Here is a 21576-nt window from a genome sequence, read left to right on the forward strand (position 1 = left end):
CCCTACTGAAGTGCGTCGGCCGGCGGGTCCGCGACGACGACGCGGGAAGCGCGGATACCGACCAGCCGGCGCAGGAACAGTTCCTCGTCCAGACCTTTGCGCCGCATCCATGCGGTCACCTCGGTGTTGCACTTGCTGGCATTGCACGACCGACATGCCGGCACGACGTTGAGCTCGGTGTAACGACCGCCGATGGACAGCGGCTGGACGCAGTCACGTTGCAGCGCGGTGTCCGTGCGGCCGCAATAGGCGCAACCACCCCACGCCGCCTTGATCTCGTCCCACTGTTCGCGACTCAGATCGTTGTCGGCCAGCCGCATCCGACGCTGACGACGACGACCGGCCCGTGCGCGTCTCGAGTTCGGGGACCCCACCCGATGATCGTAGGCCGATGCGCACCGGAGGTCGCGGAAGGGCACCGCGGTGGCGCGGCCGCGATGCCGTCGGCGTACATCCGGGTTCTGTCGGCGCGAAACCGGGTTCTGTCGGCGAGTTTCGGGATTCTGTCGCGCGAAACCGGGTTCTGTCGGCGGAGATCAGGGTGCTGTCGGCGCGAGATCGGGTTCTGTCGGCGGGGGTGCCGCGGGTTGCGCGGCCCCGCGGCGACGCAGGGTGAGCCGGTCGGGCGCACCGTCGAGGACTCCGCCGGCCGGGTCGTCGAGGAGTTGATCGGGGTCGGGTCCGGTGCCGCGGTCGTCTCGTCGCGGACGACGCATCAGATCGTCGGCGGGATGCCAGATCTGCCAGATCACCACGGCGCACAGCGCGATCACCATCGCCGCCCGCACGACGATGGCGGCGGTGAACCACTCGTCGGGCAACCAGCGGCGGTCGGCGTCGAGGTACAGCGACATCCGCGGCACCCATACCAGCGCGTCGACGACCATCCACGCGAACAGCAGCCGCGTGTGCGGGATGGCCAGGACGGCCAACGGTACGAGCCACAGTGAGTACTGCGGACTCCACACCTTGTTCACCAGCAGGAAGCCGGCCACCATCAGGAAGGCCAGTTGCGCCACCCGTGGACGCTGCGGTGCGGTGAGGGCGACGACACCGATGCCGACCGCGACGAGCACCAGCAATCCGAGCGAGAGTGCGTTGAGAACGGTGACGTCCCAATTGAATCCGGCGGCTCGGCTCACGACGCGATACAGGCTGTCGCTCTCGGGCGCGCGTTCGGAGTTGAAGCGGAAGAACTCCCACCAACCGCGGGGATACATGACGAGGATCGGCAGGTTGACCGCGATCCACACCAGCACCGCCGCAGCCGCGGTCTGCAGGAACTCCCGGAGTCGCCCGGCCCGCAGACACAACACGAGCAACACCACGAGCAGGAGCGCCGGATACAGTTTGGCGGCGGCGCCGAGACCGATGAAAACACCTGCCAGCCAGGGCATCCGACGCGCCCACGACAGCAGCGCCAACGCCACCATCGCCGTCGCGATCGTGTCGAAATTGGTGAATGCGTGCACCACCACCAGCGGCGAGAGCGCCGCCATCCACGCTGCCCAGATCCTTGCCCGGGCGGTGAGCGCGGTCGCCCAGATCGTCACCAGCCAGAACAGCGCGAGGCCGAGCGCGGCCAGATTGAAGAACAGCACCACGTCGAGCGCCGCGGGCACGCCCCAGTCCTCATGCGCCGACTCCCACGCCCGCGCGACGGTGGCGACGCCGTACATGTACATGCCGGTGATGACCGGGTACTCCATGTAGCGCTTGATCTGTTGCCCGTCGGGGCCGTCCTCGAACCAGAACGTGCGGTACGGGAATGCGCCTTCATCGAGGCGTTCGGCACCGAACAGGCCGATGATGTCGGCGTAGCAGAGATTGGTGTACTGGCGCTGATCGTCCCAGTCGAGCCGCAGTTCGGTGCCCGTCGGCGAGTTCGCGTCGGCCGGGGCCTGCTGCAGGCAGCTCGCCTTGCCGAACCAGCTCAGTGCGAGACCGCAGAGGGCGAGCAGAAACAGCACCCGGATGGGTGTCCAGGCCCGGCTCCGCCCGATCGCCGCGTGCCGACCGACCGGACCACCGATGACGCTCGACGCCTCCCGTGCGACGACATCCGTGCGGCTCGGGAGCACGCGGGTGTCGTCGACACGCGTGTCGTCGGAGAGGACCGCCGCGGATTCCCAGGCCTGGTCGGCCGCACCGCCTACGCGTGCATCCGGACCCGCATCACCGGGGGAGCCCGGTGTCGTCGAGTTCTCCTCTGCCACGGTCTAGGACGGCTCAGTTGAATCCGGGTGGCTCCGGGACATCGCCCCCGAAGTCGCCACCGCCACCGGTGTCGCCGCCGGTTCCGCCGTCGCCGGTCCCGCCGCCACCGAAGTCGCCGCCACCCGTGTCACCACCGCCGGTGTCGCCACCGCCGCCGCCGGAGTTGCCGCCTCCGCCGCCGGAGTTACCACCGGAGTTGCCGCCACCGCCCTGTTCGGCGTTGCCCGGCAGCGGGATCGTCACGCCGGGTGCCAGGGTGAGGTTGCCGTCTCCGTTGCGGTCGCCCGGAAAACGCCCGTTGGGGCTCTGGTTCTGGCCACCGTTCGGGGACTGGGTTCCCGGCGAGTCGTAGTCGTCGTCGTAGGTGACCGGCGGCTCGTAGGGCACACCCGCCTGACCGCCGACCGCATCCGGTTCGGGGAACTGCTGAATCGGTTTGCCCTCCAGCGCGTCGTTCATCGCCGCCTGCCAGATGTCGGACGGCAGGCCACTGCCGTAGATCGACGATCCGGCGTAGTTCGTGATGGCGCTGCCGCCGTCGGTCCCGACCCACACCGCGGTCGAGAGCTGCGGCGTGTAACCGACCATCCAGGCGTCCTTGTTCTGTCCGGTGTCGCCGAGCTGGGCGGTACCCGTCTTGGAGGCCGACGGCCGCGAACCCAGCGTGGGATCCGACAGCGCATGCCCGTTGGAGTACGAGGCGACCGGTTCCAGCGCGGCGCTCACGTTGTCGGCGACCTTGGCCTCGAACCTGCGCTCACCCTTGTTGGGCTGGCGATCGAACAACACCTCGCCGTCGGAGGTCTCGACTTTCTGGACGAAATACGGTTCGCGGTACACCCCGGAGGCGGCGAGCGTGGCATAAGCCGAGGCCATGTCGAGCACCCGCGACGGGTACTGGCCGAGCACGACGCCGCCCTCGACGCCGCCGTTCTCCTCCTGCAGGGTGTGGTCGATCGTGCCGAAGCTCTCCGCGACGCCTGCCTTGTGGGCGGCGTCGGCGACGGCCTGCGCCTGCCCGTCGAGGTCCATCATCAGGCGGTAGTAGACGGTGTTGAGCGACATCTTCATCGCGGTCGCGAGGTTGCAGGACCCGCAGCTCATGCCCTCGGAGTTCTCGACCGTGAGTCCGCCGGGCGCCGAGTAGGGCGCGGAGCTGTAGACCTGCGACAGCGGAATGTCCTGCTCGAGGGCCGCGACGAGAGCGAACACCTTGAACGACGATCCGGTCTGCAGCCCGGCCTGTGCGTAGTCCCAGCCGTTGGCGTCGTTGCCGCCGAAGTAGCCCTTGATCCCGCCGGTACGCGGGTCCACGGCGACGGCGGAGGTCCGCAGCTTGTCCGGTTCGCCCTCGAGTTTGCCGTTGGCGGCCTGGACGACGGAACGCTGGACCTGCGGATCGATGGACGTGGTGATCTTCAGTCCCTCGGTGCGGACCTGCTGTTCGGAGATGTTGAGACGGCCGAGCTCGGCCAGCACCTGCCGCTTGATCAGGCCGTTCGCACCCGGCGTGTCGTCACCTTGCGGTCGGGCTTCGGGCACGTTCGGATACTGCATGTCGGCACGGTCACTGGCGGCCAGCGCGCCGGTGGCGACCATGCCGTCGAGGACGTAGTTCCAGCGGGCCTCAGACGCCTCGAGGTTGATCTCCGGGTCGTAGTACGACGGCGACCGGATCGCCGCCGCGAGCACCGCGGCCTCCTCGGTGGTGATCTTGCTCAGGTCCTTGCGGAAGTAGGCCTGCGACGCCGCGGACACGCCGTAGGCGCCGCGACCAAAGTAGATGGTGTTGAGGTAGGCAGCCATGATGTCGTCCTTGGACCACTCGTTCGACATCTTGGTGGCGATCGCGAGTTCCTTGAACTTGCGCTCGTAGCTGCGTTCGTCACCGACCAGCGCGTTCTTGACGTACTGCTGCGTGATCGTCGATCCGCCGCCGGCCTGGCCGCCGTTGCCGGTGACCTGGCCGATCGCCGCGCGGGAAAGGCCGCGGATGGAGAATCCGGAGTTGCTGCGGAACTGACGGTCCTCGGCCGCGATCACCGCTTCCTGCACCGAGACCGGGATGTCCTCGATCTGGACGTCGGTGCGGTTGCCCTCCTCGGGCACCACACGCGCCAGCGGGCTGCCGGTGGAGGTCACGATGGTGGCGACCTGGTTCTGTTTGATGTCGCCGGGAGCCGGTACCGACGCCGTCGCATAGGTGACGACGAACGCGAGGATGCCGAGCAGTGCGATGCCCGGGATGATGGCACCGATGACGCCGAGACCGACGGCCAGCCGCTTCTGCTTCTTGCGGGCCGGGTCGTCGGCAGGCGTACGGCTCCTGCGGGAGGTCGACGACGTACCGCGGGGGCTACTCATCGTTCCACCATCCGATCCGTGCGCACGACCACGTCAGCGCTACTCACAATCCATCTCCGTCGTTCAGCTCGTTACCCCACTGTGACCTACGAAGGGGTGTCCGGGCAAAGTCTTGCGCCGGGAAGACGACGGGCACCGAGCCGTCGTCGGCGCCGAGCACCTCCCGCGCTCCGCACCTGGTCTTTACTTGGCGACCCGCCGGGAGCGCGTGGAACGTGGCGGCAAACCCGCAACGTACGACTGCACCAGATGGTTCCAGCTGCAGGTGCGGCACACCTCGACGACGTGGACCGAGAACTCCTCGGCGGTGGTGGCCAGCCGTGAGATCTCGTCGTTGGTCCGAGCCGAACCCGACACCTGCCCGAGTTTCTCGCCGAACACCCACGACACGAGCGTGACCTGCTCTTTCCGGCAGATCGGACACAGCGTCGACGACGGCCGTCCATGGAATTTCGCGGCCCGCAGCAGATACGGACTCGCGTCGCAGACATCGGCCACGGCGGTCCGGCCCGAATGGACCTCGGACAGCCGCGACCTGCGCTGCAGGGCGTAGTCGACGATCTGGCGTTGCACGGGTTCAAGGGTACGTGGTCGCCACCCGCGCTGTCGGTGTGACCGTCATCCCGATCGGCACGTGTCGTGAGTTTCCCCCGCCGCCTGAGGAGCCCCCGAGGTACGAGCGGGCGTCACGAAGGCGCCCTTCGTGACATCCCTCCGCAAGCTCTACCCCCCGCCGCCTGAGGAGCCCGCGAGGAACGAGCGGGCGTCACGAAGGCCGGCCCGCTGTAGACCGCAGTTATATCGGTGCGATACATTGGGAAACACATCGCGGCGAGGTGTCGGAGCGTCAGGTTGCCGACGAATCATCACGCGGTGGCGCAACACCAGACGGGTCAGGTCATCGATCGAGAGAGGAGTGGGCACCCATGTTGGAGCTCGCGGTTCTCGGATTGCTCCTGGAATCCCCGATGCACGGCTACGAACTCCGCAAGCGACTGACCGGGCTGCTCGGCGCGTTCCGCGCCTTCTCCTATGGGTCGCTGTATCCGACGCTTCGCCGGATGCAGGCCGACGGACTGATCGACGAGGCGACCGCGCCGACGGCGGTCAAGGTGCGTCGCGGCCGCCGCGTCTATCAACTCACGGACAAGGGCCGGGAACGGTTCAGCGAACTCGTCGCCGACACCGGACCGCAGAACTACACCGATGACGGGTTCGGGGTGCACCTCGCGTTCTTCAGCCGGACACCGGCGGTCGCGAGAATGCGAATCCTGGAGGGCCGTCGCCGTCAGGTCGAGGAACGCCGCGAGGGGCTGCGCGAGATCGTCGGCCGCTCCAACCGGGCGGTCGACCGCTACACCCGTCAGCTGCATCAGCTCAGCCTCGAATCCAGTGAGCGTGAGGTGCGCTGGCTCAACGAATTGATCGCCGCCGAGGCCTCCGGCGATCACGACGACGAGGTCGGCGACACGGATCTGCGACGCGATCCGCTGGTCGACACCGCCGACAGAGACTTCCGTGTCACGAGCTCAGAGAAGAGCCGTGACGCGGGGCGAGAAGAAACCGAAGAAGAGAAAACACCGGTGGCGCAGCGATCTGCGATGCCCCGATCTGAAGGAGAACCCGACCATGGGTGAGCACAATAAGGTGCGCGTGGCCATTGTGGGCGTAGGAAACTGCGCTTCATCCTTGGTCCAAGGCGTGCAGTACTACAAGGACGCCGACGAGAGCGCGACCGTCCCCGGCCTGATGCACGTGAAGTTCGGCGAGTACCACATCCGCGATGTCGAGTTCGTCGCCGCGTTCGACGTCGATGCCAAGAAGGTCGGTTTCGATCTGTCCGACGCGATCTTCGCGAGCGAGAACAACACCATCAAGATCGCCGACGTGCCGCCGACCGGCGTCACCGTCCAGCGCGGTCAGACCCTCGACGGTCTCGGCAAGTACTACCGCGAGACCATCACCGAGGCCGACGGCGACGGCGTCGACGTGGTCCAGGCACTGAAGGACGCCGAGGTCGACGTTCTCGTGTCCTACCTGCCCGTCGGTTCGGATCAGGCCGACAAGTTCTACGCCCAGTGCGCGATCGACGCGAACGTCGCGTTCGTCAACGCCCTGCCCGTGTTCATCGCCTCCGACCCGGTGTGGGCACAGAAGTTCACAGACGCCGGTGTCCCCATCGTCGGCGACGACATCAAGAGCCAGGTCGGCGCGACCATCACCCACCGCGTGATGGCCAAGCTGTTCGAGGACCGCGGCGTCACCCTCGACCGCACCTACCAGCTCAACGTCGGCGGCAACATGGACTTCAAGAACATGCTCGAGCGTGAGCGTCTGGAGTCCAAGAAGGTCTCCAAGACCCAGGCCGTGACGTCGAACCTGACCGGTTCGCTGGCCGGCAAGGTCGAGGACAAGAACGTCCACATCGGCCCGTCCGACCACGTCGAGTGGCTCGACGACCGCAAGTGGGCCTACGTCCGCCTCGAGGGTCGCGCCTTCGGTGACGTGCCGCTGAACCTGGAGTACAAGCTCGAGGTCTGGGACTCCCCCAACTCGGCCGGCATCATCATCGACGCCGTGCGCGCCGCCAAGATCGCCAAGGACCGCGGCATCGGCGGCCCGATCCTGCCGGCATCGTCCTACCTGATGAAGTCGCCGCCGCAGCAGCTCGCCGACGACGTCGCGCGTGCACAGCTCGAGGAGTTCATCGCCGGAGCCTGACTCACTGACCGGAGTCGATGACTGACATCGTCCCCGTGACGGACGACCGAGGGGAATCTTCCCTCGGTGACACGTCACGGGGACGATTGTCGTCACCACCGAGTTCGTCGACGTTGTGTGCAAAGGTTGTGCGACCGAGAACACCACGGAGAGGACAGGGTCCTGCACAACCCGGCGGAGCACACCGCGCCCGCATCCCCACCAGCCGAGGCGCGGCCACAACGCAACCCCCACACGATCATTCGCTGGCTGCTGATCTGCGTCGTCGCGGCGGCGGTCGGCGTGGCCGGCTACCTGCTGGCGGTGCGGACGGTGACCGGCCAGCGGATCGAGAACGCTGCACTGCGCGGAGCAGATCAGGCGGGACGGGCGATGACCGCCCCGGCCGACTCGGTGCTCGGCACCATCACGATCACGTCGATGGTGATCGCCATGCTCGCACTGCTGGTCGTCGCGGTGCTGCGCCGCCAACCCTGGGTCGGCCTGGCCGCACTCGCCATCATCGGCGGCGGGCAGGCGATCGTCCAGGTCCTCAAGAGCTATGTCCTTCCCCGGCCCGAACTGGTGGACGCATCGCCTCAGTACGTGCAGAACAGCCTGCCGAGCGGCCACACCGCCGCGGCGATGACGATCCTGCTGGCCGTCCTGCTGGTGACACCGTTCCGGCTGCGCGGACTCACCGTGTTGGTGGTGATGCCGTGGGTGATCGGCGTCGGCGCCTACACCATCACGGCCAAATGGCATCGCTTCTCCGACACCCTCACCGCCGATGCGATCGCGTTGGTCGTCGCCTGTGTGGTCTGTGTCGTCGGCGTGCGCACCAAATACCTGACGATCACCGACGCCGGACCGCCGGAGCACATCGTCGGTCGCCGGGTCATCGTCTGGTTCTGGGTCGTCCTGTTCGTGATCGCGACCGGTGTCGGTCTCGCGCTCTGGTCGCTCACGTGGAGCAACGGACAGATGGATGACGCCGCGGAGTACAACTACTTCCTCGGCGCCCAACTCCTCTCCGCGGCAGGGGCGATTGCGTCGGGGCTGGTTTTCTGGTGGACGTTGCAGCGGGTCTCGATCGGTGACGGCCCTGCGGCTCGCGACGACAGTTCAGCGCGGTAACTGCCCCAGCACATCCGAGTGTCCGTGCCGTCGACACCAGCTCACGATGTACCTAGCGTGCAGGCCGCACCATCGGTACACCGTCGCCTGGGTGAGCGGCAGTCGGTCGTCGTGCTCGCGACGCTGGGTGATGATCGGTCCCAGGTAGTGGCTGGTGAGTTTGTTCGCGGTATTCGGGGACACCTTCGCGGCGGCTGCGAGCGACGCGCTGTCGGCCGCGTTGCCGGAGGCGATCGCCCCCGCCAGACGGGCGGCGGTATGGCCGCGACGCCCGACGAACAGCTCGTAGAGCGGGGGCCGTCGATCGCTCACGTGGTCGGCCGCGGTCAGCCGCTGTCCGAGCGCGACGGTGCGGATCGCGCTCATCAACGGCACCAGGCCCTCGGACTTGGCGAGGACCCCGGACACCTCGGGCCGCAGCCGCGCCTCCTCGAGATGATCGCGCTCCATGCTGTGTCCCTGTGTGGTGAGCAGGACGGGGGCCAAACGATCCGCGTGACGCAGCGCGTCGATGACGTCCAGCCCGTCGAACGTCCACTCCATCGACGGCCGGTTCCAGATGAGGTCCGCGGTCACCACGTCGAACCGGACACGTCCGGCGATCCGGCGAACGAACTCGTCCTGGCCGGTGGCCACCTCGACCATCACATCGTCGTACGCGGACTCCAGCGGCTTCGCGATGACCTGGCCCAGGGGCGAGGCGATGAGAATACGTATCCGATGTCCCACATGCGCAATCTTCCCCCGATTCGATTGGTCATGCGTGATCTGACATCAGAACCAACCGTTCAGGTGACAACGAGGCTTAAACGTCGCAGATCTGGTCACAAGAACTGCTGAACCTGTCGGTGCAATGAAGGAAGCTTTGATTCACTTGTCCGATCTCCAATCCAGGGGAACCCATGACCAGCCAGATCGACCGCGAACTCCGGGTGCCGCTGTACCCGCTACCCAGTCCGACGACGGTCGCGATCGTCGCCGAGCGTGACATCAGCGACGCCGCACTCGTCGCGCTTGTGGAGAGCCTCGGGTATCACGCTGTCGTCGTCGATCTGGATGCGCATCCGGAGCCACTCCCGCCGGCCATCGCCATCGTGCGCTCGGCGGACAAGCTGGCCCGGTTCCGGGCACTGCGCGGGATGCGCAACTGCCTCATCGCCGCGATCGGCGTGGACCTGCGGGACGCCCCCGGGGTCGCGATCGCGGATTCGCCGCTCGCCGCACGACAGCTCGAGCGGCTCCTCGAACAAGCGGCCCGCCGTCGGCCGGAACTGCGCAGCCGGGTGAATGTCACCGAGCGTGAACTCGAGATCCTCACCACCTACGCTCTCGGCGCGACCCTGCGCGAGACCGCGCAGACGCACTACGTCGCGGAGAGCACCGTGCGGGCACACTACCGCCGGGTGTCGCAGCGCTACTGCGACGCCGGTCGCCAGGTGGGCAACAAGGCGCAGCTGTTGTTGCAGTTCATGGCCGACGGGTGGGTGCTGCCCGAGCAGTTGGCCGTCTGACGGGCTGACCGTTGATCGAGTCGCCCCCGCCCCAACCGTTGATCGAGTCGCCCAACCGTTGATCGAGTGCCAAACCGCTGATCGAGTAGCCCGAGGCGCTAGCCGAGGGCGTATCGAGATCCCAGCACCATACGAGATCTCGATACGGCTCCTCGCTGCCGCTCGTCACCTAACTCGATCAGCGGTTGGGGGGGCGCTCGGTCAGCGGCTCAGGGGTGCACTCGGTAGGCGGTTGACGGGGGCACTCGATCAGCGACTCAGGGGTGCACTCGCTAGGCGGTTGGGGGTAACTCGATCAGTCGTTGGCGGACGGCGCGGTTGAAGTCTCCTTCCGTAGCCTGGCACCATGCGGACACATCGCTGGGTGGCCACCGGGTACTCCGGACTCGACGACTTCGCGTTCGTCGAGGACGAACTGTCGGCGCCGGGCCCCGGCGAGGTCACCATCGAGGTCCGGGCGGCCGGGGTCAACCCGGCCGATCTCAAGCACGCACAACGAGACGGCGATCCCGCGGAGCTGCCGCTGCCGATCGGCTACGAGGTGGCCGGCACCATCCTCGACATCGGACCGGACACCGAGATCGCCTCGGGTGCAGCCGCGCTCGGAGATGCCGTGCTCGCGTTCCGGGTGCGCGGCGGATACGCGACCGCGCTCACGGTGCCCGCCGACAAGGTGTTCGCCAAACCCGACACGGTCGACTTCCCGGAGGCAGCCAACCTGCTGCTGGCCGGGTGTACGGCAGCCGACATGCTCCGGGCGGCTCGGGTCGAACGCGGCGAGACCGTCCTGCTGCACGCGGCGTCGGGGGCCGTGGGTGTCGCGGTTCTGCAGATGGCGCGGCTCCGCGGGATCTCGGTGCTCGGCACCTGCGGACTGGACAGCGCCGAACGGGTCCGCGAGTTCGGTGGTCTGCCGATCGAATACGGCCCGGGTCTGGTCGACCGGGTTCGCGCCGCGGCGCCCGACGGTGTCGTTGCCGCGCTCGACGCGGTCGGCACCGACGAGGCCATCGACACCTCGCTGGAGCTCGTCGACGACCGTTCGCGAGTGGTCACGATCGTCGCACCCCGGCGCGCCGACGCCGAGGGGTTCGTCGCCCTCGGCGGGTCGCGACCGGAGAGTCTGATGTTCCGAGATACGGTGCGCGCAAGCCTCATTCGTCTCGCCCGCAATGGTCATCTGATGGTGCCGATGGCCCGCACCTATCCCCTGGCCGACGCTCCGGCGGCACTTCGGCTGGTTGCCGGCGGTCATCCGGGCGGGAAGGTCGCGCTCATCCCGTAAGTCAGGTCAGATCCGCTTCCAAGGCCCGGTTCGCGGCCTCGACGTCGAAGGCGGTGGGGTCGAACGGCGCCGTGGGCGACAGTCCGGCCCAGTCCCGGAGTTCGGCGTGTTGTTCGTGGGTCGGATCGGTCACCGCTGCGACGAACACCTCCCAGCCGCCGGCGCCACCGACGTCGTCGAACGGTGCCGTGCCGGTCCCGTCGATGACGGTGAGCAGGTAGTTGTCGACGTCACCGACCGGCGGCCTCGCCGCCTCCAAGGTGACGAGAACTTCCCAGCCGTCTCCGAAGTCGTACTCGTAGAGCAGCTGTGCACCGGGTTCTTCGAGGATGACGCCGATCGGCACCCGGTCCTCGGGGATCGCTTCCGAGCGCCCTACCAGGCCGTCGTCGATGGCGGACTGGGGCATGAACGGGAGCGAGTCGTCGCGCGGGTACACGCTGAACCGGTGGAGGTGGCTGTCGTTCCACGACATGAGCGATTGGATCAGGTCGTGCACACCGATAAGTGACAGCAGGCCGGTCACCTCGACCCGACGCGACACAGGCGGTTCGATGCCGGGCATCTCCAACTGCAGGGTGACCACCGGGACCGGATTGAGTTTGTTCGACAGAACCTCGACCGCATTGCTCACGACCAGTCGCAGGGCCGACGGAACCACGTAACCGCCGTCGTCGGCGAGGTGCAGCCACCCGTCGGCCTGTAGCTCCCCGGCGACGTAGGCCATGATCTCGAGGGCCAGTCGTGTGTCCGGGACGGTGTCATCGTCCGCCCGGATATCGTCCTCGTGCAGCGGCAGTCTGGTGAGCCCACGCCGCAGGACCGTCACCGCTATTTCCTGCATCGCCTCCGACTCCCACGCGGCGACTTTCGCCTCGAGCCCGCGTTCAGCGGTCTCGCGCAGCATCTCCACGTTCGGTCCGGAGCTCCATTCTTGGGCCCGCAGGCCGGGTTCGGCACTCCCCGACCTCACGGCGATGAGGCCGATGACCTCGGCCAGTACCCACAGATCAGCCAGTGTGGGATGGTCGCCCATCGTCTCGACCGCGTCGGGCATCCCGAGGTCGATCGCGTTCGATGCATCCTGCAGCAGGGTCGGGTCGAGCGATCCTTCCTCGGTGGCCGGGCGACCACTGCCGACCCAGGCCAACAGGGCATCGAGGCGCCGAATCACCTCCAGCCCCGACAACGCTGTTTCCTCCTCGACGGGGTCCACGTCGTCGACGTCGAGGTGCTGGTCGGTCAGGTAGCTCACGAGCGCTTCGTCGACGACGTCCATGACGACGTCACAGAGATCTTCTGGCCCGGCCCATCGGTCGGTCTCTCGGAGGAAGTCGAGGAACGCACGCAGCGCGAAGACCGGCAGCGCCGCGCTGGGCGCGTCGGGGTCGAGCTCTTCCATTTCCTCGGCGAAGCCGATCGCCGCGTCGACGTCGGAGACCGTCCAGCAGTCGGGCTGGAAATCCGACCTCCGCTCGTACGCCGCAGTGCCCATCGCCGCGGCTGCCTCGGCGAGTACCGCGGGGTCGGCGTCATTCTCGTAGAAGTCAGTCTCGACCAGCCATGTCCGGAATGAGCCGACCAAACTGTTGAGGTCGGTGCCGCGGAGAAACCCCACGACCTTGTTCTCGTGACCATGCGTGTGTCGCTTGCGGGATTTGGCAGCACGTTTGGCGCGCCGCGCACGCTTGTCGGAGCTCATTGCCGACGAGTCTAACCAGTTCTGCTCAGCAGCAGTCGGGAGTCAAGACGTGTCGCAGCGCTTCCATCGCGTCGCGTCGTGCGCGGTGGAAGACGTTCATGCCTTGCCTTTGCGACACCACCATCCCGGCCTTGCGCAGTTGCGTCAGATGGTGGCTGACGGTGGCCTCGGACAGCCCGACAGCAGCCGCCAGGTCGCAGGTACACACCTCGCCGACGTCGCTGGTGAGCAGCATCGACATCAGTCGCAGCCGCGCCGGGTCGGCGAGCGCCTTGAGTCGGAGGGCCACCTCGAGCGCCGCGTCCGCACCCATCGGTTCCGCCGACACGGGCGCACAGCAGACCGGGGAAGTCACATCGATGACGGGCAGGGTCTTCGGCATCTGACCAGCATACCTGCAGGACCTTGACATATGTCGAATACGTGCCACCATCGAATTCGACATATGTCGAACTACCAATGGAGGCGATCACCATGGCACGAGTGCAATTGGCGCTCAACGTCGACGACCTGGACGCAGCGGTGGATTTCTATCGAAAGATGTTCGGCACCGAGCCGGCGAAGCGTAGGCCCGGATACGCAAACTTCGCGGTGGCCGACCCACCGTTGAAGCTGGTGCTGATGGAGAACCCTGGTCGAGGCGGCTCGCTCAACCATCTCGGCGTCGAAGTGGAGAGCACAGAGGCAGTCCGTTCCGAGATCGAACGATTGCGCGCGGAGGGATTGACGACGGCCGAGGAGTTCGGCACCGCGTGTTGCTATGCGACACAGGACAAGACGTGGGTGAGCGGCCCCGACGACGAGGACTGGGAGTTCTACACGGTGCTGGGCGACGCCGACGTGCTCTGCAACGTGCCCGACGGTGCCGAGACCGAACGCAGCGCCTGCTGCTGAGAACCCGGTCAGCGCAGACGAACCGCGAGATCGGCGATCCGGGAACGTAGTTCGTCGCGGATCAGCCGCATCCGATCGATCCCGTCGATTCCCCGGGCCGACGGTTCGTCGACGTCCCATACCTCGACGGTGACGCCATCGGGTGGTGTCACCTCGGCGGTGCCGACGATCACCACCCGGTCGGCGGCGCGCATCAGGTCATCGGTGAGTTGCCGAGGCCGGTGGGCGGAGATGTCGATGCCCACTTCGTCGAGTACCTGCGCCGACAGTTCATTCGGCGACGCACCGAGTTTCGCGCTCGTACCCGCCGACGAGGCGTGCAGGCTGTCGGCGGCGTCGAGGCGCGCGAGACCTTCGGCCATCACCGACTTACCTCGATTGCTGACGCAGACGAACACCACGTCGGGAAGCCTCGTGCCGTCGTCAGGCATCGCGGATCGCCTCGCTCTCGGAATCGGGTTGTGGAGTGGGGCCGGTGAAGCGTTGTCGCAGTGCGAGTGAGACATACACCAGTCCGACGAGCACGGGAACCTCGATCAGCGGGCCGATGACCCCGGCGAGGGCCTGCCCGGACGACGCACCGTAGGTGGCGATCGCGACGGCGATCGCGAGTTCGAAGTTGTTGCCCGCGGCGGTGAATGCCAGCGTCGTCGTGCGTTCGTACCCGAGGCCGAGCGCGGCGCCGAGCGCGAAGCCGCCACCCCACATCACCGCGAAGTAGATCAGCAGGGGGATCGCGATCCGCACCACATCCCAGGGGCGGCTGGTGATCTGGTCGCCCTGCAGTGCGAACAGGACGACGATGGTGAACAGCAGACCGTAGAGCGCCCACGGGCCGATCCGGGGGAGGAACCGCTCCTCGTACCACGTGCGACCACGGGTACGTTCCCCGATGCGCCGCGACAGATAGCCGGCCAGCAGCGGGATGCCGAGGAAGATCACCACCGACATCGCGATCTGCCACGGCGAGGTGTCGATCGTCGTCTGTTCGAGGCCGAGCCAGCCCGGCAGCACCGAGAGGTAGAACCAGCCGAGCAGGCCGAACATGATGACCTGGAACACCGAGTTGAGCGCGACGAGCACTGCCGCCGCCTCGCGGTCCCCGCAGGCGAGGTCGTTCCAGATGATCACCATCGCGATGCATCGGGCCAACCCGACGATGATGAGGCCGGTTCGGTACTCCGGGAGGTCCGGCAACAGCAGCCAGGCGAGCGCGAACATCAGCGCCGGGCCGACGACCCAGTTCAGGACGAGTGACGCGATCAGCATGCGCTTGTCGCCGGTGACGGAGTCGAGTCGGTCGTAGCGGACCTTCGCCAGCACCGGGTACATCATGATCAGCAGACCGAGAGCGATGGGGACCGAGACGCCGTCGACCTCGACGGCGCCGAGGATGTCGCCCAGGCCGGGTACGGCACGACCCAGCAGGAGCCCGGCGGCCATTGCCACGCCGATCCAGACGGGTAGGAACCGGTCCAGCGTCGAGAGGCGGCCGACCACCGCGGTGTCGCCGCTCATCGGCAGTCCTGCGCAGTGCCCGACACCTCGGCCATACTCGCCAGGAGTGTGGAGAGTGGTTGCAGCGCTTCGGGAATCACCCGGTAGTACACCCACGTGCCGCGTCGCTCACTGGCGACGAGCCCCGCCTCGCGCAAGACCTTCAAGTGGTGCGAGACGGTCGGCTGGGAGAGTTCGACGAGCCCGAGCAGGTCGCAGACACACGATTCGCCGCCCGGTCTCTGCGCCAACTCGTGAAGCAACCGCAGCCGAACCGGGTCGGCGAGCGCACGTAGGGTGCCGGCCGCGACATCCAGACCGATTTCCTGTATCGACACCCGTCTATATTGACAGTCATCGATGCCAGTCGGCAACCGGCCAGGTGAGACGCCGAATGTGTGCCGAAAGGCCCACGACATGGCGCCCGCGGCCGAGCAGGATGAAGGCATGAGGACCAGAGCGGCCATCGTCGTCGGCGGTCTTGCCAGTGCCGCCGCGGCGGTCGTCTACCAGTGGTTTCTGCGTAGGCTGATACTGACGTGGGGCGCCACGCCCGACGAGGTGTCGGCGGCCCTGCGCGGCGACGAACTACTCCCCGGGGCCGACGGCGTGTCGACCCGGGCGATCACCGTTGCCGCGCAACCCCAGCAGGTGTACCCGTGGCTCGTGCAGATGGGGCCCGATCCGCGAGGAGGCGCCTACACCTACGACTGGGTGGAGAACCTGCTCGGGTTGCACATGCACAGCAGCGACGTGGTGCTCGACGCGTTCCAGCATCCGACGATCGGCACCGAGGTCGACCTCGGTCCGAATCGGATGATCATCGAGATCGCCAACCCCGGTGAGGCGTTCGCGATCCGCTCGGCGGACGGGAACTGGGTCTGGGCGTTCACGATCGTCGACCGCGCCGACGGCACGTGCCGACTGATCAGCCGCAACCGTTATCGTCTGCCTCGGCTGCGGGATCGGATCGGCATGCTGCCGATGGAGGCGGGATCTCTGATCATGGAGCGAAAGATGTTGCTGGGCATCCGGCATCGAGCGGAGCACATGCATGATGGAGCAGCTGTGCGGCGATTACGGTGATGCCGGTCAACTGATCTCGCCGCTGTCCTGCAGGACGGTTTCTTCGGCCCGGTGCTCGTCGGAATGCTCCTCGGCGGCCAGGCGTGGGATCAACCCACCCGCGAGGACGTCGGCGACCTGCCGCGACGACAACCGGTGCCGCACAGTGAACGTCCGATCCTTGGTGATGTTGCGGACGGTGAGGGTGTCCTTGGCGTCGAGGGCATCTCGGACGTCCTCGAGACGGACCACGTCGTCGCGGTCGATGCCGTCGTAGTCGGCGGGATCGTCGAATTCGACTGCCAGAACACCGAAGTTGGCGAGATTCTGCCAGTGGATGCGCGCGAACGACTTCGCGATGACGACCCGAAGTCCCAGGTGGCGGGGTGCGATGGCGGCGTGTTCGCGTGACGACCCCTGCCCGTAGTTGTCACCGCCGACGATGACGTGCCCGGCGTCTGCGCCGCGGGCGCGGTCCGGATAGGTGTCGTCGACCTGGGTGAAACTGAACTCCGCGAGCTTCGGGATGTTGGAGCGGAAGGGAAGTGCGCGTGCACCGGCCGGCGAGATCTCGTCGGTGGAGATGTTGTCGCCGACCTTGAGCAGGACCGGTGCCTCGATGTTGTCGGGCAGCGCGTCCAGCTCGGGGAGGCTCGAGATGTTGGGGCCCTTCACCGGCTCGACCTCGGCCGCCTCCGCTGCGGGCGGCGGCTCCACGAGCATCGCCGTGTTGATCGAATGCTGTTGCGGGAAGTCCAGTTCCGGGTATGCCACGTCGGTGTCACGCGCCCAGTCGCGGGGGTCGGAGATCACGCCGGTCAGCGCGGAGGCGGCTGCGGTCTCCGGCGAGCACAACCACACCGAATCCTCCTTGGTGCCCGAGCGTCCGGGGAAGTTGCGCGGCATCGTGCGGAGCGAGTTGCGGCCGGTGGCCGGTGCCTGTCCCATGCCGATGCAGCCCATGCAGCCGGCCTGATGGATGCGCGCACCGCCGATGACGAGGCTGGTGGTGGCGCCCATCTTGGTGAGGTCGGTGAGGATCTCCCGCGAGGTGGGGTTGACGTCGAAGCTCACTTCCGGCGACGTCTGGCGCCCGTCGACCATGGCGGCGGCGATCGCGAAGTCGCGCAGTCCGGGGTTCGCGCTGGACCCGATCACCACCTGCGAGATGTCCTCGCCGGCCACCTCACGTACCGGCACCACGTTGCCGGGGGACGACGGTTTCGCGATGAGCGGTTCGATGTCGCCGAGGTCGATGGTCTCCTCGGTGTCGTAGGTGGCGCCGTCGTCGGCGACGAGTTCGATCCAGTCGTCCTCGCGGCCCTCTGCGCGCAGGAAATGCCGAACCTCGTCGTCGCTGGGGAACACCGTGGTGGTGGCACCGAGCTCGGCCCCCATGTTGGCGATGACGTGACGGTCCATCGCGGTGAGCGTCTCCAGGCCCGGGCCGTGGTACTCGATGATCCGGTTCACGCCACCCTTGACGTCGTGGCGGCGGAGCATCTCCAGGATCACGTCCTTGGCCGAGCACCAGTCCGGCAGCCTGCCTTCGAGCCGTACACCCCAGATCTCGGGCATGCGGATGTTCAGCGGGCGGCCGGCGATGGCCAGGGCCACCTCGAGTCCACCCACACCGATGGCGAGCATTCCCAGCGACCCCGCCGCCGGCGTGTGCGAGTCGGATCCGACCATCGTCTTGCCCGGAATGCCGAAGCGCTGCATGTGCGTCGGGTGGGAGACACCGTTGCCGGGTTTGGAGAACCAGATGCCGAAGCGCTCGCACGCCGTGCGCAGGTACTCGTGATCCTCGGCGTTCTTCTCGTCGGTCTGCAGCAGGTTGTGGTCGACGTACTGGACGCTGACCTCGGTCCGTGCACGGTCGAGGCCGAGGGACTCGAGCTCCTGCATGACGAGGGTCCCGGTGGCGTCCTGGGTGAGGGTCTGGTCGATCCGGATGGCGATCTCCTCGCCCGGGGTCATCTCCCCCGATTCCAGATGCGCACCGATCAGCTTGCGTGCGACATTCTCGGGCATCGTGCACTCCTCCGCGACACGTTGGGCGTTCTCGCTCGGGCTGGTTCCTGATACGGGGTACCCAGTGATGAGGGCGCCTACACTGTCGAGGTCTCGACTCGCGGCATCTCGGTTTCCTGAGGCTCAACAGGCGGCCGCGACGGATCGGCCATATCGAGTAGTCCGAGCCGCACCTTTCAACCGTTGGTCGAGTCGAGCCGCACCTTGATTCGTTGGTCGAGCAGTCCGAGCCGAACCCCCCAACCCGCTGGTCGAGCACTCCAAGCCGCCCACAACCCGCTGATCGAGCACTCCAACCCGCTCCCACCCGCTGGTCGAGTAGTCCAACCCGCTCCCACCCGCTGGCCGTGTAGTCCAAGCCCCGCCCCCCGCTGGTCGAGTAGTCCGAGCCGCTAGGCGAGGACGTATCGAGACCTCCTAGGGCCGCGAATCATCCTGTACCACCGAACTTGTCACACCCACGCGATACTCTGACCGCAATCGAAATCGCACACCGACCCGTTCTCCACAGGCCGCCGCCGACCCACCAAATTGTCCGACCCACCCGATACTCTGGTATCAGTCCCATTCCCGCACAGCACTTCCCACTCGTGAAAGGCCTGGCGTGTTCACCTACATCGATCGCCCCGCTCCACCTATCGGTGGTCGAGTAGTCCGAGCCGCACCCCACCCGCTGGTCGAGTAGTCCGAGCCGGCACTTTCAACTGTTGGTCGAGTAGTCCGAGCCGGGACTTTCAACTGTTGGTCGAGTAGTCCGAGCCGCTAGGCGAGGACGTATCGAGACCTCGAAACCTCTGCACCACCGAACTTGTCACACCCAACCGATATCCTGAACGCAACCGAAAAGCGCAGACCCAACATTATCCACAGGCCGCCGCTGACCCACCAAAGTTGTCAGACTTACCCGATATCCTGATATCAGTTCCATTCCCGCACAACCGCTCCCCACACGAAGGGCCTGGCGTGTTCACCTACACCAACCCGGCCGCGACTTTCACCCGTTGGTCGAGTAGTCCGAGCCGCACCCCCACCCGCTGGTCGAGTAGTCCGAGCCGCACCCCCTAACCGCTGGTCGAGTAGTCCGAGCCGCTAGGCGAGGACGTTATCGAGACCTTCAGAACGAGCGAATCATCCTGCACCACCGAACTTGTCACACCTACCCGATATCCTGAACCCAAACGAAAAACGCAGACCTAACGTTATCCACAGGTAGCCGCTCACCGACCAAGGTTGTCAGACCTACCCGATATCCCGATATCAGTTTCGTTCCCGCCCATCAGTTCTTACTCGTGAAAGGCCTGGCGTGTTCACCTACACCGACCCCACCGCCGACGACACTCTGTTGTCGTCGGTCGGCGCTGAGGGGTTGGGGGCGTTCGCGCGGGATGCGTTGCGGTTGAGTCGGCAAGCCGAAGCCCGCGCACTGCTGATGGCCTACCGCATCGGCGAAAGAGCCTACAACGAGCGGCTGTTCGGAGCCGATGGCCGCCACCGCATGATCTTCGGCCAGACCGCCCGCAACGCCGCGGTCGGCGAGATCTCCCTGGCGTTGCGGATCAACAAAACCAAAGCCGGCGAATGGTACTCCCTGGGCGCCTCCCTGCAGGAGTACCCGAAGATCCGGATGGCGTATCTGGCCGGCGAATTCAGCACCCACCGGATGTCGGTGATGGTGCACGCCGCCGACATCGCCCCCAAAGGTGACCTGCGCGACCAACTGCCCAACCCCAACGACACCACCGACAGCGACGAGCCGGCCGACGAGCCGACCGACCCGACCCTCGACGACCTCCTCGACGACCTCCTCGACGACACCGATCCGGATGCCGAGGTACAGCCAGAACCACAACCCGAGGTCGATGAGCCGGTCAGTTTCGAAGACCTCGCCCTGGAACTGGGCAATCGGGCCTCCACCGACACCGCACTGCGTGATGACCTGGCCGACGCCGTGATCAGCCTGGATCCGGACGGGGCGGCCGAGTCGCGGGATGCGATCGCTGAAGCGTTCGAGAACATCACGTTCAGCAATGAGGCCGGCGGGCACATGAACCTCGACGCGTGCATGCCGGCTGAACACGGGGTGCATCTGCGTGACCGCATCAGCGCGTTGGTCGCCGCACGGGTTTGTAAGAGCGACCCGCGCACCCTCGGTCGCCAGCGCATCCTTGCGTTCGGCGAGATCGTGGGCATCCCCGGCGCGAGCCTGAGGTGTGAATGCGGCGACGACACCTGCACCGCAGGAAAGACCCGCACTGGCCGTGGGAAGCGGTCGGCGCCAAGCACCGACACGGACGCGGACGCGAACAGTTCGTCGCCGAACGACGGCGACCCGGGCGACAACCGCCCGCCGGCCACCGCCATCGACACCACGGCCACCGACGACACTGCCGATGGCGAGGCCGACCCGAGCAACGGTGACGACGAGAATGGTCGGTCGCCGAACAGCGCGTCCATTACCGCGCCCGCCGAGATCGGCAGCGAGTCCGCCGCCGACCTCGCCAACGTCGACAGCACCGACGATCGCGACACGGCCGAGAACGACGCCGACACCGCGGACGACACCGACAACGCCGAAGACGCCGACAGCACCGAACAAACCGACACCGCCCCAGCGCCCACCGACCTCCCGACCCCACCCGTCTGGACCCTGCTGCACGACCCCACCGGCATCGAACCCACCCGTCTGCAGGGCTACGGCGCCATCGATCCAGCCCACGCCGCCGACCTGGCACAACGGGCGAAGATCATCACCGTTCCCACCCTTGCGACGCCGAAACCGGCCAGCCGACTGATCGTCGTCGGCGAACGAGCCCTGGCCCCACCCATCGACCCCACCGGACACGGCGGGTTCGACATCCCACCACCCGGCGCCCTGATCTACCGACCGTCCGACCGACTACGCGCCGAGATCACCTACCTCGATCGGCGCTGCCGCTACCCGTACTGCAGCCGACCGTCCCACGAGTGCGAGCTCGACCACCTGGTGAAGTTCAACCATGCCGACCCGCTGGCCGGCGGCTGGAGCGTGCCGTTCAACTTCGCACCGCTGTGCCGACCCGACCACCACCGCAAACACGACGGCGGCTGGGTACCGACCATGCACACCGACCGCACCATCACCTGGCGCAACCTACGCACCGGCGAAACCATCATCACCTACCCACGGTGAC

At 66.9% G+C, this 21576-nt stretch carries 19 protein-coding genes; 8 read left to right on the forward strand and 11 right to left on the reverse strand.

Translation table 11 applies throughout. The features are described 5' to 3' along the window. Positions 1-2 precede the first annotated feature (2 nt). The 4 genes from V1Y59_RS12095 to V1Y59_RS12110 form a co-directional block, all read right to left on the reverse strand. Positions 3-320: an HNH endonuclease gene (locus tag V1Y59_RS12095; protein ID WP_330505368.1), complete on the reverse strand. Its 318-nt coding sequence runs from the start codon at positions 318-320 to the stop codon at positions 3-5. A 216-nt stretch (positions 321-536) separates the two neighbouring features. Next, positions 537-2216: a glycosyltransferase family 87 protein gene (locus tag V1Y59_RS12100; protein WP_431309157.1), complete on the reverse strand. Its 1680-nt coding sequence runs from the start codon at positions 2214-2216 to the stop codon at positions 537-539. Between the two features lie 13 nt (positions 2217-2229). Beyond that, complete coding sequence (locus tag V1Y59_RS12105; protein ID WP_330505208.1) at positions 2230-4581, reverse strand: transglycosylase domain-containing protein; 2352 nt, start codon at positions 4579-4581, stop codon at positions 2230-2232. Between the two features lie 183 nt (positions 4582-4764). Beyond that, a complete protein-coding gene (locus tag V1Y59_RS12110) occupies positions 4765-5154 on the reverse strand; it encodes a DUF5318 family protein (protein ID WP_330434027.1) in 390 nt (129 codons plus the stop codon). 353 nt (positions 5155-5507) lie between these two features. On the opposite strand from V1Y59_RS12110, the gene V1Y59_RS12115 reads away from it, so the two are divergent. From V1Y59_RS12115 to V1Y59_RS12125, 3 genes are all read left to right on the forward strand, one after another. Continuing rightward, the gene (locus V1Y59_RS12115) at positions 5508-6218 is read left to right on the forward strand and encodes a PadR family transcriptional regulator (RefSeq protein WP_330505209.1); all 711 of its coding nucleotides are present in this window, start codon (positions 5508-5510) and stop codon (positions 6216-6218) included. Next, positions 6211-7302, forward strand: coding sequence for an inositol-3-phosphate synthase (locus V1Y59_RS12120; RefSeq protein WP_330505210.1), 1092 nt, complete (start codon positions 6211-6213; stop codon positions 7300-7302). The genes V1Y59_RS12115 and V1Y59_RS12120 overlap by 8 nt, the downstream gene beginning before the upstream one ends. A gap of 126 nt (positions 7303-7428) precedes the next feature. Continuing rightward, positions 7429-8418, forward strand: coding sequence for a phosphatase PAP2 family protein (locus tag V1Y59_RS12125; protein WP_330505211.1), 990 nt, complete (start codon positions 7429-7431; stop codon positions 8416-8418). On the opposite strand, the gene V1Y59_RS12130 is transcribed toward V1Y59_RS12125, so the two are convergent. Beyond that, positions 8407-9147 carry an MSMEG_1198 family transcriptional regulator gene (locus V1Y59_RS12130; protein WP_330505212.1) on the reverse strand — a complete coding sequence of 247 codons (741 nt, stop codon included), beginning with the start codon at positions 9145-9147 and terminating at the stop codon, positions 8407-8409. The genes V1Y59_RS12125 and V1Y59_RS12130 overlap by 12 nt on opposite strands. A 173-nt stretch (positions 9148-9320) precedes the next feature. Here V1Y59_RS12130 and V1Y59_RS12135 point away from each other — a divergent pair, with 173 nt between their 5' ends. Together V1Y59_RS12135 and V1Y59_RS12140 are read left to right on the forward strand one after the other, a co-directional pair. Continuing rightward, positions 9321-9929: a helix-turn-helix transcriptional regulator gene (locus V1Y59_RS12135; protein ID WP_330505213.1), complete on the forward strand. Its 609-nt coding sequence runs from the start codon at positions 9321-9323 to the stop codon at positions 9927-9929. Between the two features lie 346 nt (positions 9930-10275). Continuing rightward, complete coding sequence (locus V1Y59_RS12140; protein ID WP_330505214.1) at positions 10276-11214, forward strand: NADP-dependent oxidoreductase; 939 nt, start codon at positions 10276-10278, stop codon at positions 11212-11214. A 1-nt stretch (position 11215) separates the two neighbouring features. Here the strand turns inward: V1Y59_RS12140 and V1Y59_RS12145 are convergent, their stop codons facing one another. Both V1Y59_RS12145 and V1Y59_RS12150 read right to left on the reverse strand, forming a co-directional pair. Then, on the reverse strand, positions 11216-12916 hold the full coding sequence (locus V1Y59_RS12145) for a plasmid pRiA4b ORF-3 family protein (protein WP_330505215.1): 1701 nt from the start codon (positions 12914-12916) through the stop codon (positions 11216-11218). Positions 12917-12941: 25 nt separating this feature from the next. Beyond that, the gene (locus tag V1Y59_RS12150) at positions 12942-13298 is read right to left on the reverse strand and encodes an Rv2640c family ArsR-like transcriptional regulator (RefSeq protein WP_330505216.1); all 357 of its coding nucleotides are present in this window, start codon (positions 13296-13298) and stop codon (positions 12942-12944) included. A 92-nt stretch (positions 13299-13390) separates the two neighbouring features. Here V1Y59_RS12150 and V1Y59_RS12155 point away from each other — a divergent pair, with 92 nt between their 5' ends. Next, a complete protein-coding gene (locus V1Y59_RS12155; protein WP_330505217.1) occupies positions 13391-13810 on the forward strand; it encodes an ArsI/CadI family heavy metal resistance metalloenzyme in 420 nt (139 codons plus the stop codon). An 8-nt stretch (positions 13811-13818) separates the two neighbouring features. Here V1Y59_RS12155 and V1Y59_RS12160 read toward each other — a convergent pair whose 3' ends face one another. The 3 genes from V1Y59_RS12160 to V1Y59_RS12170 are packed head-to-tail and all read right to left on the reverse strand — an operon-like array spanning position 13819 to position 15645. Then, entirely contained in the window at positions 13819-14241 is a 423-nt protein-coding gene (locus V1Y59_RS12160) for an arsenate-mycothiol transferase ArsC (protein ID WP_330505218.1), read from the reverse strand. Further along, positions 14234-15328 (reverse strand): ACR3 family arsenite efflux transporter, encoded by a 1095-nt coding sequence (gene arsB, locus V1Y59_RS12165; protein ID WP_330505219.1) that lies wholly within the window; start codon positions 15326-15328, stop codon positions 14234-14236. Before arsB ends, V1Y59_RS12160 begins: the two co-directional genes overlap by 8 nt. Beyond that, positions 15325-15645, reverse strand: a complete 321-nt coding sequence (locus tag V1Y59_RS12170) for an ArsR/SmtB family transcription factor (RefSeq protein ID WP_330505220.1) — start codon at positions 15643-15645, stop codon at positions 15325-15327. Before V1Y59_RS12170 ends, arsB begins: the two co-directional genes overlap by 4 nt. Positions 15646-15754: 109 nt before the next feature. Between V1Y59_RS12170 and V1Y59_RS12175 the strand changes: the two genes are divergently transcribed. After that, positions 15755-16393, forward strand: coding sequence for an SRPBCC family protein (locus tag V1Y59_RS12175; RefSeq protein ID WP_330505221.1), 639 nt, complete (start codon positions 15755-15757; stop codon positions 16391-16393). A 6-nt stretch (positions 16394-16399) separates the two neighbouring features. On the opposite strand, the gene V1Y59_RS12180 is transcribed toward V1Y59_RS12175, so the two are convergent. After that, positions 16400-18406 (reverse strand): aconitate hydratase, encoded by a 2007-nt coding sequence (locus V1Y59_RS12180; RefSeq protein ID WP_330505223.1) that lies wholly within the window; start codon positions 18404-18406, stop codon positions 16400-16402. Between the two features lie 1303 nt (positions 18407-19709). Between V1Y59_RS12180 and V1Y59_RS12185 the strand changes: the two genes are divergently transcribed. Beyond that, positions 19710-21575: an HNH endonuclease signature motif containing protein gene (locus V1Y59_RS12185; RefSeq protein WP_330505224.1), complete on the forward strand. Its 1866-nt coding sequence runs from the start codon at positions 19710-19712 to the stop codon at positions 21573-21575. Position 21576: the final 1 nt, after the last annotated feature.

The sequence above is a fragment of the Gordonia prachuapensis genome, assembly GCF_036350515.1.
Taxonomy (GTDB): domain Bacteria; phylum Actinomycetota; class Actinomycetes; order Mycobacteriales; family Mycobacteriaceae; genus Gordonia; species Gordonia prachuapensis.